The following is a 15,199-nucleotide window of genomic DNA, read 5'->3' as shown; positions in this document are numbered from 1 at the left end:
AACCCGAAGGTCGTCGGTTCAAATCCGGCTCCCGCAACCATATTCGTCAGAACAAGCCCCGCCTGTCGCAAGACAGTGCGGGGCTTTTCGTTGTTGGCTGTTTTTCTTGGACAACCGTCTACCTCGGGTTTTCACGACGCCTGCCGATACCTGTGAATGAACTATCTTTAACGCTTCCGGCCATTGGCCGGGGTAATATCTGGATACTTTTTCATAGGGACTTCCACTTGGCCGCTCCTCGCTCTTCACTCGCGCTGCCTGCACGAGGCTATCCATGACCGCCCCTGCTCCCGAATCGCAAACGCCCCTGACCGCGGCGCTGCCTGCGGCTGCCCAACGTCTGCCTTGGCTCGAACGCTTGAGCACGTACCGGCAACCACTCGGCCTGGCCATCACCCTGGCCTTGTTTGCCATGGCGTTGATTGCCTGCCGACACCTGCTCAGTGAGCTGGACATCTATGCCCTGCATGACGCCATGCTCAGCGTGCCGGCCAACGCGCTGATCGGCGCGTTCGCAGCCACTCTCTTCGGCTTCCTGGTGCTGCTGGGTTACGAGTGGTCAGCCTGCCGCTATGCCGGCACCCATCTGCCCGCCCGTACGCTGGTCATGGGCGGGCTGAGCGCCTTTGCGATTGGCAACGCGATTGGCCTGTCGATGCTCTCGGGCGGTTCGGTGCGCTACCGGTTGTATGCTCGGCATGGCCTGGGGGCGGCGGAAGTTGCGCGCATGACCGTGTTCGCCAGCCTCTCGCTAGGCTGTGCGCTGCCGCCGCTGGCCGCCCTGGCCACCCTGAGCGACCTGCATTCCGCCTCGCTCGCCCTGGGCTTGTCGCCGTTGCTGCTGGGCAGCATCGCGACCGGCGTGCTGTTGCTGACCGCGCTGCTGGTGGCAGGGCTTTACCGTCGGCGCCTGGCCGAACAGCCACGCCCGGACAATCTGCTGGTACAACTGGGCCGGCGCACCCTGCGCCTGCCAAGCGGCAAGCTGACGGCGCTGCAACTGCTGATCACCGCGCTGGATGTCGCTGCCGCGGCGACCGTGCTCTATCTGCTGCTGCCGGAAGCCCCGCCATTCGGCGCCTTCCTCATGGTCTACCTGCTGGCCCTGGCGGCTGGTGTGCTCAGCCATGTACCGGGCGGTGTCGGCGTGTTCGAGGCCATCTTGCTGGCGGCATTCGCCGACCAGCTCGGGGCCGCGCCCCTGGCCGCCGCCCTGTTGCTGTACCGTCTGATCTACGTGGTGCTGCCACTGCTGCTGGCCTGCGTGGCGCTGCTGATCAACGAGGCGCGGCGCCTGCTGTTCGCCCAGCATGCCATGCGCGCGGCCTCGGGCCTGGCTGCCCCGGTGCTGGCGATCCTGGTGTTCCTTTCGGGGGTGGTGCTGCTGTTCTCTGGGGCGACACCGGAAATCGACACCCGCCTGGAACACATGGGTTTCCTGGTCCCGCACCGACTGATCGATGCCTCGCACTTCGGCGCGAGCCTGATCGGCGTGCTGTGCCTGCTGCTTGCCCAAGGCCTGCGCCGGCGCCTGTCGGCAGCCTGGCTGTTGACCACCGTGCTGCTGTTGGTGGGCGCGATCCTGTCGCTGCTCAAAGGCTTCGACTGGGAAGAGGCGAGCATCTTGGTGTTCACCGCCGCCCTGCTGGCGCTGTTCCGCCGGTCGTTCTATCGCCCCAGCCGGCTGCTGGAACTGCCGTTCTCGCCGGTTTATCTGGTGGCCAGCGTGTGCGCGGTCGGCGCCTCGATCTGGCTGCTGCTGTTCGCCTACCAGGATGTGCCCTACAACCACCAGCTCTGGTGGCAGTTCACCCTGGATGCCGACGCACCTCGCGCGCTGCGTGCAGCCATGGGCAGCGCGGTATTGCTGGTGTTCGTGGCCCTGACCTGGCTGCTGCGCACCGCACGGCCCGTGATCCATTTGCCTGATGAAGAGGAGCTGCAGCGGGCCACGCGCATTCTGCTCGCCTCTGATCAGCCCGATGGCGGGCTGGCCCTGACCGGCGACAAAGCGCTGCTGTTCCATCAGGACGACGATGCTTTCCTCATGTACGCCCGCCGTGGCCGCAGCCTGGTGGCATTGTATGACCCGATCGGCCCGGCCCAGGAACGTGCCGAGATGATCTGGCAGTTCCGTGACCTCTGCGACCTGCACCACGCCCGCCCGGTCTTCTACCAGGTGCGCGCCGAGAACCTGCCGTTCTACATGGACATCGGCCTGACCGCGATCAAGCTGGGCGAAGAGGCGCGGGTCGATCTGCGCCGCTTCGACCTGGAGGCCAAGGGCAAGGAAATGAAAGACCTGCGCTACACGTGGAACCGCGGCGGCCGGGACGGCCTGACCCTGGAAGTGCACGAGCCCGGGCAGGCGCCGATGGACGAGCTGAAGGTCATCTCCGACGCCTGGCTCAGCGGCAAGAACGTGCGCGAGAAAGGCTTTTCGCTGGGCCGCTTCAGCGTCGACTACCTCAAGCACTTTCGCATCGCGCTGATTCGCTTCCAGGGCCGCCCGGTGGCCTTCGCCAACCTGCTGGAAACCCATAGCAACGAGCTGGCCAGCCTGGACCTGATGCGGGCCCACCCCGAGGCGCCGAAGCTGACCATGGAGTTCATGATGGTCGGCCTGATCCTGCACTACAAAAGCCATGATTACGGCCGTTTCAGCTTGGGCATGGTGCCGCTGTCAGGCTTGCAGCCACGGCGTGGGGCACCGTTGACCCAGCGCTTGGGCTCGCTGGTGTTCCAGCGCGGCGAACAGCTTTACAACTTCCAGGGCCTGCGGCGCTTCAAGGACAAGTTCCAGCCTGACTGGGAACCTCGCTACATGGCCGTGCCGGCCGGGCTCGACCCGCTGGTGGCACTGGCTGATACCGCCGCCCTGATCGCGGGCGGCCTGACTGGATTGGTGAAACGTTGATGATCCGACGCTATTGGTTGTACCTGCTGATCGCGCTGGCCGTCGCCGCTGCGGCCGCCAGCCTGGCCTTCTGGCTGTGGACCCGGCCTGCGCCCGAGGCCCGCGTGGAACACCTGACCCTGCCTGACGGCACCAGCCTGGTACGCGCCACCCCTGGCGTACAAGCCAAGGCCCGGGTGGCCATTGGCGTACCCAAGGGCGAGGCACTGACCGACAAGCAACTGCTGGACCTCAGCCAGGCCGGCGAAGCGCAACTGGTGCAAGTGCTGTTGCCCGCCGAGGACTGTGCGCTGCAGCAGCAGCTCATGGACCAGGCCAGTGCCCAGCTCGGCGCCAAGCCGACGGTGGTGGCCGGGATCGGTCCGGGCGCGGCACAGGCCTGGCGCTGGCTGGCGGCACAAGGCGATGACAAGGCCCGGGCCATTTCCGTCGACTTCAAGCTGGAGCAGCCCGGCTGCGCCTCGCCCCTGCCCAAGAGCGCCGCCCACGGCCACTGGAACGTGGCCTGGAACGACAACCCGGATGACGCCAGCGCGGGCTTCGTGCGTGACCAGCCCAACGCCGAGACCAGCATCAGCGACTACGACATTCATCTGCCCCAGGTGCTCAAGTCGCAACTGACCCAGGTACTGGTCGGGCGCGATGGCTCGTCGCTGAACATCCCGGTGGTCGAAGTGCCAGCGGGTCAGGCCACCGACACCGTCACCCTGTTCCTCTCGGGTGACGGCGGCTGGCGCGACCTGGACCGCGATGTCGCTGGCGAAATGGCCAAGCTCGGCTACCCCGTGGTAGGCATCGATACGCTGCGCTACTACTGGCAGCACAAGACCCCGGAGCAGAGCGCTGCCGACCTTTCGGAACTGATGCATCACTACCGGCAGAAATGGGGCACCAAGCGCTTCGTGCTGACCGGTTATTCGTTCGGCGCAGACGTGCTGCCTGCGACCTTCAATCGGCTCTCGCCGGAAGATCAGCAGCGTATCGATGCAGTGATCCTGCTGGCTTTCGCCCGCAGTGGCAGCTTCGAGATCGAAGTCGAAGGCTGGCTGGGCAAGGAAGGCCAGGAGGCACCGACCGGGCCTGAAATGGCCAAGATGCCTGCAGCAAAAGTGGTGTGCATCTATGGGATGGAAGAGGCCGACGAAAGCGGCTGCACCGAAAGCACGGCAGTGGGTGAGCGGGTGAAACTGCCTGGCGGTCATCACTTCGACGAAAACTACCCGGCCTTGGCCAAACGCCTGATCGACGAGATCGAGGCGCGCCAAGGCAAATCCACCGCAGCACAGCCGCAACCGTAACAAGCTGGCGCTCAGGGCCGCTGCAGCTGTTACATGCTGCAGCAGCCCTGCCCGATCAGATCTCGACCTGGGTTCCCAGCTCGATCACCCGGTTCAGCGGCAGGTTGAAGAACCGCAGGTTGCCGTTGGCATTCTTCAGCATGAAAGCGAACAGGTTGCTGCGCCAGCGCATCATGCCTTCCAGGCGTGACGCGATCACCGTTTCGCGGCTGAGGAAGTAGGTGGTGCGCATGGGCGTGAAGTCCAGCGTGTCCAGCGAACACAAGGTCAGCGCTTGCGGTACATCGGGCTCGTCCATGAAGCCGAAGTGCAGCAGCACCCGGAAGAATCCGTCGCCGTAGTCCTCGACCTCGAAACGCTCGTGCGCCGGCACCCGCGGCCGGTCTTCGCTGACCACGGTCAACAGCACGACCTGACGGTGCAGCACCTGGTTGTGCAGCAGATTGTGCAACAAGGCATGGGGTACGGCATCAGGCCGGGCCGTCAGAAACACCGCCGTGCCTTCGACGCGGTGCGGCGGCTGCACGCCGATGCTGGCAATGAAGATCGGCAACGGCAGCGCGGCCTCATCGATCCGCTCGACCAGAATCTGCTTGCCGCGCTTCCAGGTGCTCATCAGGGTGAACAAGACAATCGCGGCCAGAACCGGGAAGGCGCCCCCTTGCAGCACCTTGGGCAGGTTGGCGGCGAAGAACAGCCCATCCACCAGCAAGAAGCCCAGCAGGATCGGCACCGCCAGCAGCGGCGGCCATTTCCACAGCAGCAGCATCACCACGGCGACCAGAATCGTGGTCATCAGCATGGTGCCGGTCACGGCCACACCGTAGGCCGCAGCCAAGGCACTGGAGGACTCGAAACCGATGACCAGCAGCACCACACCCACCATCAAGGCCCAGTTCACCGCACTGATGTAGATCTGCCCCTGCTCGTCGCTGGAGGTGTGCTGGATGTGCATGCGCGGGATGTAGCCCAGCTGGATGGCTTGACGCGTCAACGAGAAGGCCCCGGAAATCACCGCCTGCGACGCGATCACCGTCGACAGCGTGGCCAACCCCACCAGCGGCAACAAAGCCCAACCTGGCGCCAGCAGGAAGAACGGGTTGCGTGCAGCCTCGGGGTTCTGCAACAGCAGGGCACCCTGGCCGAAATAGTTCAGCACCAGCGCCGGCAACACCAGAGCGAACCAGGCCCGGGCAATGGGTTTGCGGCCGAAATGGCCCATGTCGGCATACAGCGCTTCGGCACCGGTCAGCGCCAGCACCACCGCGCCCAGCACCGCCACGCCGATGCCTGGATGCACGATGAAAAAGCGTACCGCCCAGGCAGGATTGAACGCCTTGAGCACTTCCGGGCTCTGCTGGATGCCATACAGGCCGAGCAGCGCCAGGACCAGGAACCAGGTGACCATGACCGGGCCGAACAGCTTGCCGATCTTCTCGGTGCCGTGCTTCTGCACCACGAACAGCGCCACCAGTACCACCAGCGAAATCGGCACCACCCAGTGGTCGATGCCGTCGAAGGCCAGGCCCATGCCTTCGACGGCCGACAGGACCGAGACTGCCGGGGTGATCATGCTGTCGCCATAGAACAGCGAGGCGCCGATCAGCCCGCAGCCAATGATGAACTTGCGCAACAGCGGATAGGGCGCTGCGGCCCGCCGCGCCAGTGCCGTCAGGGCCATGGTGCCGCCCTCGCCCTGGTTGTCGGCGCGCAGGATGAACATCACGTATTTGAACGACACCACCCACAGCAATGACCAGAGGATCAGCGAGAGGATGCCCAGCACACCGTCATGGTTGAGCGGCACGCCGTAGCCGCCAGTGAAGACTTCCTTGAGCGTGTACAACGGGCTGGTGCCGATATCGCCATAGACCACCCCGACAGCTGCGACCAGCAGGCCCAGCGACCGCTTGGCCCCCTGCCCGCCTTCGGCATGACTGCTTGCTTGAACCATCGACCACTCCCGCATTCGGCCCCAAAGGCCGATAGAAATAGCACCGGGCGCCACGCGCCCGGACCGCGCTGCTGCCACGGGCTCGAGGGCCCTGGCAGAACGCCGCGAAGCATAGCGCAGCGCCGTCGGATTTTCTGCTGTGGCGCACGTGCCAGGCCACCGACAGCGGTCGCTTGGCAATGGCGGCAAGCGCCCTTGAACCTGCGTCCTGAAGGGCGCACGTCATGCGGTCGGCTGGTGCGCATTTTTACTGGTCAAGGCCCGACGCTGCCGCTAGAATTGCGCACTTTTTGACCAGAGGCGCCCCAGCGCCCGTCAGGTTTGCCCACGATCAGCGGGGCAACGCCAATTCAATACCGAGGTTAGTCATGTCCACCACGCCCGCGCCCATCCCGAAGGTCGGTTTCGTCTCACTGGGGTGCCCCAAGGCACTCGTCGACTCCGAGCGCATCCTGACCCAGCTGCGCATGGAGGGTTACGAAGTCGTGCCCACCTACGAAGACGCCGATGTGGTGGTGGTCAACACCTGCGGTTTCATCGACAGCGCCAAGGCTGAATCGCTGGAAGTGATCGGCGAAGCGATCAAGGAAAACGGCAAGGTCATCGTCACCGGCTGCATGGGTGTCGAGGAAGGCAGCATCCGCGACGTACACCCCAGCGTGCTCTCGGTGACCGGCCCGCAGCAGTACGAGCAGGTGGTCAATGCGGTGCACCAGGTGGTGCCGCCGCGCACCGACCACAACCCGCTGATCGACCTGGTGCCGCCCCAGGGCGTCAAGCTGACCCCACGTCACTACGCGTACCTGAAGATCTCCGAAGGCTGCAACCACAGCTGCAGCTTCTGCATCATCCCGTCGATGCGCGGCAAGCTGGTCAGCCGCCCGGTGGGCGAAGTCCTGAGCGAGGCCGAGCGCCTGGTCAAAGCCGGCGTCAAGGAAATCCTGGTGATCTCCCAGGACACCAGCGCCTACGGCGTCGATGTGAAATACAAGACCGACTTCTGGAACGGCCGGCCGGTCAAGACGCGCATGCTCGAACTGTGCGAAGCCCTGAGCAGCCTGGGCGCCTGGGTGCGTCTGCACTACGTGTATCCCTACCCGAACGTCGACGACGTGATCCCGTTGATGGCAGCCGGCAAGATCCTGCCGTACCTGGACATCCCGTTCCAGCACGCCAGCCCTAAAGTGCTGAAGTCGATGAAGCGCCCAGCCTTCGAAGACCGTACCCTGGCGCGCATCAAGCACTGGCGCGAGCAGTGCCCCGAACTGGTGATCCGCTCCACGTTCATCGTCGGCTTCCCCGGCGAAACCGAAGAAGACTTCCAGTACCTGCTCAACTGGCTGAGCGAAGCGCAGCTCGACCGTGTGGGCTGCTTCCAGTACTCGCCGGTCGAAGGCGCGCCGGCCAATGACCTGGGCCTGGAAGAAATCCCCGACGACATCAAGCAAGACCGCTGGGACCGCTTCATGGCTCATCAGCAGGCCATCAGCACCGCGCGCCTGCAATTGCGCATCGGCAAGGAAATCGACGTGCTGATCGACGAAGTGGAAGAACAGGGCTCGGTGGGCCGCAGCTTCTTCGACGCACCGGAAATCGACGGCAGCGTGTTCATCGATGGCAACCACGGCTTCAAGCCTGGCGACACCGTGCGTTGCCGCGTGGTCGATGCCGACGAATATGACTTGTGGGCCGAGCCAATCTGAGCCGATGTCAGTAGAATGCCCTGCCTTCGCGCAGGGCTTTTTTATGCGCATTGCTTGCGGATGCCGGCCCTCAGTGCCCGCGACCGCCTTTGACGAGGCTGCCACGCACATGAGCTTTACCTTGATGACGCCTGCACCTGGCGACCACCCTGAGTTGATCCGGGTATGGGAGTCGTCGGTGCGCGCAACCCATGATTTTCTGCCCGAGCATTACCTCGTACTGCTGCGCGACAAGCTGCTTAAACAATACCTGCAGGCCGTCACGCTGATCGGCTGTCAGGATCAGCAGGGACGTATCTGCGGCTTTGCCGGGGTCTCGAATGGCGATGTACACATGCTGTTCGTTGCCGATGAATACCGCGGCAAGGGTGTCGGCAAGCGTCTGCTCAAGCATGCCGTGCAGGTGCTCGGCGCGACGCGTCTGGATGTGAACGAGCAGAACCCACAGGCGCTGGCCTTCTATCAGCATCAGGGCTTTGAGGTCAGCGGGCGCTCTGCCACCGATGGCCTGGGCCAACCTTACCCGCTGTTGCACCTGCGCCTGCGTGGCAGCGCACCGGAGTAACCGCGCAGCGCCTTGGCAGGCAGGACAAATCCGGCAGATTCACCGCCCGGCACGGGTCCAGGCAGGTACAATGGCAGTCTTTCCGTCTTGCGAATGCCTGCCCATGTCCGAACCTACCCGCCTCTCCAAACACCTGATCGAGCAGCTCGGTTGCTCCCGCCGTGAGGCCGAGCTGTACATTGAGGGTGGCTGGGTCGCCGTCGATGGCGTGGTGGTGGAGCAACCCCAGTTCAAGGTCACCGGGCAACGGGTCGAGTTGCTGCCTGGCGCACGTGCCGATGCTCTGGAGCCGGTGACGCTGGTATTGCATCAACCGGCAGGCCTCGATGCCGAGCAAGGCCGCGCCACGATTGGCCTGGCCACCCTGAGCGAAGCCCACAGCGAGGGCGTAAGGCCGCTGCATGGGCATTTCAACCGTTTGAGCTGCGTAGCCCCGCTGGAGCCGCGTGCCACGGGCATGCAGGTGTTCACCCAGGACTGGCGCGCCAGCCGCAAGATCGAGGCGGATCTGCGCAAGCTGGAACAGGAATACATCATCGAAGTGCGCGGCGAAGCCTCCGCTCAGGCCTTCGAGCGCCTGGCGCGCGGCATCACCCGCAACGACCGCGAGCTGCCCAAGGCCAAGGCCAGCTGGCAGAACGAGACACACCTGCGCATGGTGGTGAAGAACCCTTACCCCGGGCTGATCTCCGAGCTGTGCGCAGCGCTGCGCCTGGAAATAGTAGGCATGCGCCGTATTCGCTTGGGCGGCGTGTCCATGGGCAAGCTGCCAGCAGGCCAATGGCGCTATGTGGCCAGCAGCGAACGGTTCTAGGGCTGCGCGAGTATCAACCCTGCACAACGGATCAAACTGCCGTCACGAGCGGCCCCTGACAGGACCCTGCAACAATGAATCACAATGATGTTCTGCGCAGCCTGCGCTACCTCATCAAGGCCAACGACGCAAAGATCGCCGAGATCATCGCGCTGTCTGGCCTGCAGGTCTCCCCTGCCGATATCGCCCATTACGTGAAAAAGGAAGAGGAGCCGGGCTTCGTGCTCTGCCCGCAACCGGTGATGGCGCACTTCCTCGATGGCCTGGTCACCCATCGTCGCGGGCGCGACGAGAGCCGCCCTGCGCAGCCGGTCGAACTGCCGGTGACCAACAACACAATCCTGAAAAAACTGCGGGTGGCCTTCGAGCTGAAGGAAGATGACCTGCATGCCATTCTCAAGGCCGTCAACTTCCCGGTCTCCAAGCCCGAGCTAAGCGCGCTGTTCCGCAAGGTCGGCCACGACAACTACCGCCCTTGTGGCGATCAGTTGCTGCGCAATTTCCTCAAGGGCCTGACCCACCGAGTGCGCGGCTGACATGCAGCATTGCGTCACGCCCGTGGGCATCATGCGTTCCTGCTTCAAGGAAAAGTTCGCCATACCCCGCCAGCCCCATCTGGCACCGGCTGCCCGTGGCGTGCTGGAGTTGCTGCCCCCATTCAACACGGGTGAGGCGGTCGCCGGGCTTGAGCAGGTCAGCCACGTGTGGTTGCTGTTTCTGTTCCACCAGGCCCTGGAAGACACACCCCGCCTGAAAGTCCGCCCGCCGCGACTGGGCGGCAACAAGCGCGTGGGCGTGTTCGCCACCCGCGCTACCCACCGCCCCAATGGCATAGGCCAGTCGGTAGTAAGGCTTGACGCTGTGGAGCCCGGCCGCCTGCTGTTGTCGGGCATCGACTTGCTCGACGGCACACCGGTGCTCGACATCAAACCTTATGTGCCGTATGCCGACAGCGTGCCCAGTGCGGTGAACCCCATGGCCAGCGCCGCACCCGCAGCGATCGAGGTGGACTGGTCAGAGCAGGCGTTGCAGCAGGCGCACGACCATGGCAAGCGCCTCAGCGAGCCCCTGGTCGCGTTGATCGAGCAATGCCTGGCACAGGATCCACGGCCGGCCTACCAGGTGCCACCGGCCGAACGCGTCTATGGCGTGAAGTTCTGGGACGTGCAGGTGCGCTGGCAGTACCCAACGCCCGAGCGCATCAGGGTCACCGAAGTCAGCCCGGACGCCTGAAACGACGCGCATAAAAAAACGCAGGCCTGGCCTGCGTTTTTTGTGCGCGCTGGAAAATTACTTTTCGACGAAGGCGCGTTCGATCAGGTAGTCGCCGGGCTCGCGCATGCGTGCCGAGATCTTCAGGCCGAAGCTGTCGAGTACCTGGCTGGTTTCGTCGAGCATGCTCGGGCTGCCGCAGATCATGGCGCGGTCGTCCTGCGGGTTGATCGGCGGCAGGCCGATGTCGGTGAACAGCTTGCCGCTGCGCATCAGGTCGGTCAGCCGGCCTTGGTTCTCGAAGGGCTCACGGGTCACGGTGGGGTAGTAGATGAGCTTTTCACGCACCGCGTCACCGAAGAACTCGTTCTGCGGCAGGTGCTCGGTGATGAACTCGCGGTAGGCCACTTCATTTACGTAGCGAACGCCGTGGATCAGGATCACTTTCTCGAAACGCTCGTAGGTTTCCGGGTCCTGGATGACGCTCATGAACGGCGCCAGGCCGGTGCCGGTGCTGAGCAGGTAGAGGTGCTTGCCGGGGTTGAGGTCGTCGAGCACCAGGGTGCCGGTGGGCTTCTTGCTGATGATGACCTCATCGCCTTCCTTGAGGTGCTGCAGCTGGGAGGTCAGCGGGCCATCAGGCACCTTGATGCTGAAGAACTCCAGGTGCTCTTCCCAGTTCGGCGAGGCGATGGAATAGGCGCGCATGAGCGGACGGCCGTTAGGCTGTTGCAGGCCGATCATCACGAACTGACCGTTCTCGAAGCGCAGGCCCGGGTCACGGGTGCACTTGAAGCTGAACAGGGTGTCGTTCCAGTGGTGAACACTGAGGACACGTTCGTGGTTCATGTTGCTCATCGAGTGGGGCTCCTGAAAAAAGACGCAGCGCGGACCAGGCACGCAGTTGCGCGATAGTGTAGGGGCAGCGAGAATATCTGTTAACTGGATTATCAAGATATATGTTATCGGTTATATCGATATGCGATTCACACTCCGTCAACTCCAAGTCTTCGTCGCCGTGGCCCAACAGCAAAGTGTCTCGCGGGCCGCGAGCGTATTGGCCTTGTCGCAATCTGCGGCAAGCACCTCGATCACCGAACTGGAGCGCCAATCCAGCTGCCAGCTGTTCGACCGTTCAGGCAAGCGCTTGTCGCTCAATGCCCTGGGCCAGCAGCTGCTACCGCAAGCCGTCGCCCTGCTCGACCAGGCCAGGGAAATCGAAGACCTGCTGCAAGGCAAGTCAGGTTTTGGCTCGCTATCGCTGGGCGCCACGCTGACCATCGGCAACTACCTGGCCACCCTGCTGATCGGCAAGTTCATGCAGCAGTACCCGGAGAGCCAGGTAAAACTGCACGTGCAGAACACGGCGCACATCGTGCAACAGGTGGCGCACCATGAAATTGATCTAGGCCTGATCGAAGGCGATTGCAACCATCCTGACCTGGAGGTGCAGCCCTGGGTCGAAGACGAGCTGGTGGTGTTCTGCGCGCCGCAACACCCACTGGCCAGGCAAGGCTGCGCCACGATCGAGGCCTTGGCGCGGGAAGCGTGGATTCTTCGTGAACAAGGCTCTGGCACGCGCCTGACCTTCGACCAGGCCATGCGTCATCACCGTGCGGGGCTGAATGTGCGTCTGGAACTGGAGCACACCGAGGCGATCAAGCGTGCGGTGGAATCTAGCCTGGGTATCGGCTGCATCTCCCGCCTGGCGCTGCGCGATGCCTTCCGCCGCGGCAGCCTGGTCGCCCTGGAAACGCCCGAGCTCGACCTGATGCGCCAGTTCTACTTCATCTGGCACAAGCAGAAATACCAGACCTCGGCCATGCGCGAGTTTCTCGAACTGTGCCGCCGCTTCACCCATGGAATGCGCCGCAGCGACGAGATCGTGCTGCCGACCATTGCCTGAGCCTTACAGAAGAATGACCGCCCATACCAGGGCAATGGTGGTCAACGCCACCAACTGCGCAGCGCTGCCCATGTCCTTGGCGTTCTTCGACAGCGGGTGGCGATCCAGTGAAATGCGGTCGATGGCCGCCTCTATCGCCGAATTCAGCAGTTCGACAATCAACGCGAGCAGGCACACGGCAATCAGGATGGCCCGCTCGGCCCGGCTGACCGACAGCCAGCAGGCCAATGGAATCAGGATGACGTTGAGCAGGACCAACTGGCGAAACGCCGCTTCACCGCGGAAGGCCGCAGTCAGGCCATCGAGCGAATAGGTGGCCGCGTTGAGGATACGTTTAAGGCCGGTCTGGCCTTTGAATGGCGACATGTCAGTGACTTCACGAGGATAAGGGGCCCACAGACGGGCAAACGAACAATGGCCGTCGTCAGTGACCGGCCACAGACTCCAGTTGCTGCAGCAGCAATGCCGCCTGGGTGCGGGTACGCACCCCCAGCTTGCGGAAAATAGCGGTGACATGGGCCTTGATGGTGGCCTCGGACACACTCAACTCATAGGCGATCTGCTTGTTCAGCAACCCTTCGCAGACCATCGTCAGCACCCGGAACTGCTGCGGCGTGAGGCTGGCGAGGCCCTCGCTGGCGGCTTTGGCCTCGGCCGACACATCGACCTTCTCGAACGCCTGGGGCGGCCACCAGACCTCGCCATCGAGCACCTTCTGCACCGCATCCTGCAGCGTTTCCAGCGGACTGGACTTGGGAATGAAGCCACTGGCACCAAACTCGCGCGACTTGACCACCACCGCCGCCTCTTCCTGCGCCGAGACCATCACCACGGGGATCTGCGGATACTGCCCTCGCAGCAGTACCAGACCGGAAAACCCATAGGCACCCGGCATGTTCAGATCCAGCAGCACCAGGTCCCAGTCGGATTTTTCTGCCAGACGTGCTTCCAGTTCAGCGATGCTCGCCACCTCGACCAGGCGTACGCCCTGGCCAAGCCCCAGGGTCACGGCCTGGCGCAGGGCGCTGCGGAACAGCGGGTGGTCATCGGCTATCAGGATTTCGTAGGTGGCCATCGATCGGTTGATCCTGTTCTGTGCCAGGCAGGCAGAGGATGAATCGCTTCGCCTGGCAGGCAACTCAAGGCGTGGGGCGGATTCGCCGTGGGGGCAGTGGATTTTTGAGCGTCGCGCCGCCAGAAACGGCGCCAAGGATGCCCAGCACGGTGCGGGTGGTCAAGCCAATTGCCCAGCCGCGCACCGGGAATCCGTTGCACGAGAGCATCGTCCACTAGAGAAAGGCCTGCAACCGCTGATGGGCAGCGTCGTGCAGGTCCAGTGGCAAATGCCGCTTGGCACTCAGGTAGTGCAGGCTGAAGACATCCAGATACGCATCCAGCGCCTGGGACGCCTGCATATCGCCTGCCAGGTCCAGGCACATCGCTGCCACTTCCGCAGTGCAGAAGTGGTCGTCGCGCTTGGAGCGACGCAGTCGATAGCGGGACATCTGCTCGGCCTGCAGACTCAGGACCGGGAAGCGATCCAGGTAAGGGCTCTTGCGAAACATCTTGCGCGCCTCGGTCCAGGTGGCATCGAGCAGGATGAACAGGGGACGCTTGCCCGATGCCGGCGCGACATCGTGCACCACGCGCTCGCTGGCCACGAACTCACCCGGAAAAACGATGTAGGGCTGCCACTGCGGGTGCTCCAGCAACGCCAGCAAGGCGGCGTCGACCTCAGTGCGCTGCCAGCCGAAGGCCTGGGTGTCTTGCACCAGGTCGGCAATCAGCCAACCGGTATTGGTGGGCTTCAACGGCTCGGTGTCATGCATGATCAGGCACATGCCTGATCGGGCATTGACCGCTGGTTTGAGTGCGCACAGGCAATGACTGGCAATGACCCGACAATCGACGCAGCGTATGGCACGCGAGCCACGGGCGATGAAGGGTTTGATGCTGCGAGCCAGGCGCTCGGCGCGTAGGCGCGCGACGGCATGACTCATGACCACTGAAACAATTCAAGGCGGGAAACGTACACGGTTGCAACTCGGTGAACGGCAGGGCCGGCAGTTTACCAGAGGCACGCTGTTTTGCCGTGCGGGCTGCCCGGTTCGCACCTTATACTCGGCCGATTCCATCCCCTGATGCGACTCGGGATGACTCCGGGCATCAGGGAACGCCACCGTATCGCGCGGGTCCAACCGCCAGTTATCGAATCAGGAGAGATCCATGCTGCGTTTCATCGTTCCGACACTGAGCGTCCTGCTTGCCCTGCCCCTGGCAGCCCAGGCCGCGTCCAAGCAGGACTACGAGCTGAACCAGATGCTGCAGAAAGTTGCCAAGGAAAGCAGTGTCGGTACCCCTCGCGCCATCAACGAAGACATTCTCGATCAAGGTTATACCGTCGAAGGCAAGGCCCTGATCAACCACCTCAGCGTGCGCGAAGGTCAGGCACGTCAGATGGCTACCAGCCCTGAGCAGGTCCGTGATCAACTGGGTCAGAGCGTTTGCCAGAATGGCGGCTACCGTCAGCTGATGGCCCGTGGCGCGGTGATGGTCTATCGCTTCACCGAATACAAGAGCAACCGTCAGATCGGTGACCAGGCGTTCAACGCCGCCAGCTGCGGTATCACGCTGAAGAAGGGCTGATCGGCCAGCCTGCCGAGCGCCGCTGCCTGCCGGCGGCGAATCCTGCACATGGCCTGGCCTGCGCGCTTGCCGCCGCAGGTCTGGCGCTGCAGGTCTGGTGTAGCACTGAACCACCCCATCCAGCAACAGAGCGCCTGGCTTGGCCTGGCCAAGCCCACGCGTTGTGACCAAGCGCTGGCGGCTT

At 63.6% G+C, this 15,199-nt stretch carries 15 protein-coding genes; 10 read left to right on the top strand and 5 right to left on the bottom strand.

Annotation, left to right across the window (positions count from 1 at the left end; genetic code table 11):
- The 3 genes from RT028_RS09655 to RT028_RS09645 all read left to right on the top strand — a co-directional run.
- The coding region (locus tag RT028_RS09655; RefSeq protein WP_312934494.1) for a hypothetical protein at positions 1–278 on the top strand (278 nt) is incomplete at its 5' end.
- Positions 275–2,917 (top strand): bifunctional lysylphosphatidylglycerol flippase/synthetase MprF, encoded by a 2,643-nt coding sequence (mprF, locus tag RT028_RS09650; RefSeq protein ID WP_312934493.1) that lies wholly within the window; start codon positions 275–277, stop codon positions 2,915–2,917. The genes RT028_RS09655 and mprF, both read left to right, overlap by 4 nt.
- On the top strand, positions 2,917–4,215 hold the full coding sequence (locus tag RT028_RS09645; protein ID WP_312934492.1) for a virulence factor family protein: 1,299 nt from the start codon (positions 2,917–2,919) through the stop codon (positions 4,213–4,215). The genes mprF and RT028_RS09645 overlap by 1 nt, the downstream gene beginning before the upstream one ends.
- Before the next feature lie 55 nt (positions 4,216–4,270).
- On the opposite strand, the gene RT028_RS09640 is transcribed toward RT028_RS09645, so the two are convergent.
- Entirely contained in the window at positions 4,271–6,169 is a 1,899-nt protein-coding gene (locus RT028_RS09640) for a potassium transporter Kup (RefSeq protein WP_312934491.1), read from the bottom strand.
- Between the two features lie 368 nt (positions 6,170–6,537).
- Here RT028_RS09640 and rimO point away from each other — a divergent pair, with 368 nt between their 5' ends.
- The 5 genes from rimO (at position 6,538) to tsaA (ending at position 10,484) form a co-directional block, all read left to right on the top strand.
- Positions 6,538–7,872: a 30S ribosomal protein S12 methylthiotransferase RimO gene (gene rimO / locus RT028_RS09635; RefSeq protein ID WP_312934490.1), complete on the top strand. Its 1,335-nt coding sequence runs from the start codon at positions 6,538–6,540 to the stop codon at positions 7,870–7,872.
- Positions 7,873–7,981: 109 nt separating this feature from the next.
- Positions 7,982–8,437 carry a GNAT family N-acetyltransferase gene (locus tag RT028_RS09630; RefSeq protein WP_312934489.1) on the top strand — a complete coding sequence of 152 codons (456 nt, stop codon included), beginning with the start codon at positions 7,982–7,984 and terminating at the stop codon, positions 8,435–8,437.
- Positions 8,438–8,540: 103 nt separating this feature from the next.
- Complete coding sequence (locus tag RT028_RS09625) at positions 8,541–9,251, top strand: rRNA pseudouridine synthase (RefSeq protein ID WP_312934488.1); 711 nt, start codon at positions 8,541–8,543, stop codon at positions 9,249–9,251.
- A 74-nt stretch (positions 9,252–9,325) separates the two neighbouring features.
- Positions 9,326–9,787, top strand: a complete 462-nt coding sequence (locus RT028_RS09620) for a DUF1456 family protein (protein ID WP_312934487.1) — start codon at positions 9,326–9,328, stop codon at positions 9,785–9,787.
- A gap of 1 nt (position 9,788) precedes the next feature.
- Positions 9,789–10,484 carry a tRNA (N6-threonylcarbamoyladenosine(37)-N6)-methyltransferase TrmO gene (gene tsaA / locus RT028_RS09615; RefSeq protein ID WP_312934486.1) on the top strand — a complete coding sequence of 232 codons (696 nt, stop codon included), beginning with the start codon at positions 9,789–9,791 and terminating at the stop codon, positions 10,482–10,484.
- A 57-nt stretch (positions 10,485–10,541) separates the two neighbouring features.
- Here tsaA and fpr read toward each other — a convergent pair whose 3' ends face one another.
- On the bottom strand, positions 10,542–11,321 hold the full coding sequence (fpr, locus tag RT028_RS09610) for a ferredoxin-NADP reductase (protein WP_312934485.1): 780 nt from the start codon (positions 11,319–11,321) through the stop codon (positions 10,542–10,544).
- A 121-nt stretch (positions 11,322–11,442) separates the two neighbouring features.
- Between fpr and RT028_RS09605 the strand changes: the two genes are divergently transcribed.
- The gene (locus RT028_RS09605; RefSeq protein WP_312934484.1) at positions 11,443–12,369 is read left to right on the top strand and encodes a LysR family transcriptional regulator; all 927 of its coding nucleotides are present in this window, start codon (positions 11,443–11,445) and stop codon (positions 12,367–12,369) included.
- Between the two features lie 3 nt (positions 12,370–12,372).
- On the opposite strand, the gene RT028_RS09600 is transcribed toward RT028_RS09605, so the two are convergent.
- From RT028_RS09600 to RT028_RS09590, 3 genes are all read right to left on the bottom strand, one after another.
- Positions 12,373–12,735 carry a diacylglycerol kinase gene (locus tag RT028_RS09600; RefSeq protein WP_312934483.1) on the bottom strand — a complete coding sequence of 121 codons (363 nt, stop codon included), beginning with the start codon at positions 12,733–12,735 and terminating at the stop codon, positions 12,373–12,375.
- Between the two features lie 58 nt (positions 12,736–12,793).
- Positions 12,794–13,444 (bottom strand): response regulator transcription factor ErdR, encoded by a 651-nt coding sequence (erdR, locus tag RT028_RS09595; protein WP_312934482.1) that lies wholly within the window; start codon positions 13,442–13,444, stop codon positions 12,794–12,796.
- A 214-nt stretch (positions 13,445–13,658) separates the two neighbouring features.
- On the bottom strand, positions 13,659–14,369 hold the full coding sequence (locus tag RT028_RS09590) for a tRNA-uridine aminocarboxypropyltransferase (protein ID WP_312934481.1): 711 nt from the start codon (positions 14,367–14,369) through the stop codon (positions 13,659–13,661).
- Between the two features lie 226 nt (positions 14,370–14,595).
- Between RT028_RS09590 and RT028_RS09585 the strand changes: the two genes are divergently transcribed.
- Positions 14,596–15,015, top strand: coding sequence for a quorum-sensing-regulated virulence factor family protein (locus RT028_RS09585; protein ID WP_312934480.1), 420 nt, complete (start codon positions 14,596–14,598; stop codon positions 15,013–15,015).
- Positions 15,016–15,199 lie beyond the last annotated feature (184 nt).

It is taken from the genome of Pseudomonas sp., assembly GCF_032058845.1.
Taxonomy (GTDB): domain Bacteria; phylum Pseudomonadota; class Gammaproteobacteria; order Pseudomonadales; family Pseudomonadaceae; genus Aquipseudomonas.
Note: the sequence above shows the minus strand (reverse complement) of the source record. Positions and strands in the feature narration are given on the sequence as shown.

What these genes read in the sequence shown, in the direction of transcription:
- mprF (WP_312934493.1), top strand. Translation starts at nt 275, where the DNA reads ATGACCGCCCCTGCTCCCGAATCGCAAACGCCCCTGACCGCGGCGCTG.
- RT028_RS09645 (WP_312934492.1), top strand. Translation starts at nt 2,917, where the DNA reads ATGATCCGACGCTATTGGTTGTACCTGCTGATCGCGCTGGCCGTCGCC.
- RT028_RS09640 (WP_312934491.1), bottom strand. Translation starts at nt 6,169, where the DNA reads ATGGTTCAAGCAAGCAGTCATGCCGAAGGCGGGCAGGGGGCCAAGCGG.
- rimO (WP_312934490.1), top strand. Translation starts at nt 6,538, where the DNA reads ATGTCCACCACGCCCGCGCCCATCCCGAAGGTCGGTTTCGTCTCACTG.
- RT028_RS09630 (WP_312934489.1), top strand. Translation starts at nt 7,982, where the DNA reads ATGAGCTTTACCTTGATGACGCCTGCACCTGGCGACCACCCTGAGTTG.
- RT028_RS09625 (WP_312934488.1), top strand. Translation starts at nt 8,541, where the DNA reads ATGTCCGAACCTACCCGCCTCTCCAAACACCTGATCGAGCAGCTCGGT.
- RT028_RS09620 (WP_312934487.1), top strand. Translation starts at nt 9,326, where the DNA reads ATGAATCACAATGATGTTCTGCGCAGCCTGCGCTACCTCATCAAGGCC.
- tsaA (WP_312934486.1), top strand. Translation starts at nt 9,789, where the DNA reads ATGCAGCATTGCGTCACGCCCGTGGGCATCATGCGTTCCTGCTTCAAG.
- fpr (WP_312934485.1), bottom strand. Translation starts at nt 11,321, where the DNA reads ATGAGCAACATGAACCACGAACGTGTCCTCAGTGTTCACCACTGGAAC.
- RT028_RS09605 (WP_312934484.1), top strand. Translation starts at nt 11,443, where the DNA reads ATGCGATTCACACTCCGTCAACTCCAAGTCTTCGTCGCCGTGGCCCAA.
- RT028_RS09600 (WP_312934483.1), bottom strand. Translation starts at nt 12,735, where the DNA reads ATGTCGCCATTCAAAGGCCAGACCGGCCTTAAACGTATCCTCAACGCG.
- erdR (WP_312934482.1), bottom strand. Translation starts at nt 13,444, where the DNA reads ATGGCCACCTACGAAATCCTGATAGCCGATGACCACCCGCTGTTCCGC.
- RT028_RS09590 (WP_312934481.1), bottom strand. Translation starts at nt 14,369, where the DNA reads ATGAGTCATGCCGTCGCGCGCCTACGCGCCGAGCGCCTGGCTCGCAGC.
- RT028_RS09585 (WP_312934480.1), top strand. Translation starts at nt 14,596, where the DNA reads ATGCTGCGTTTCATCGTTCCGACACTGAGCGTCCTGCTTGCCCTGCCC.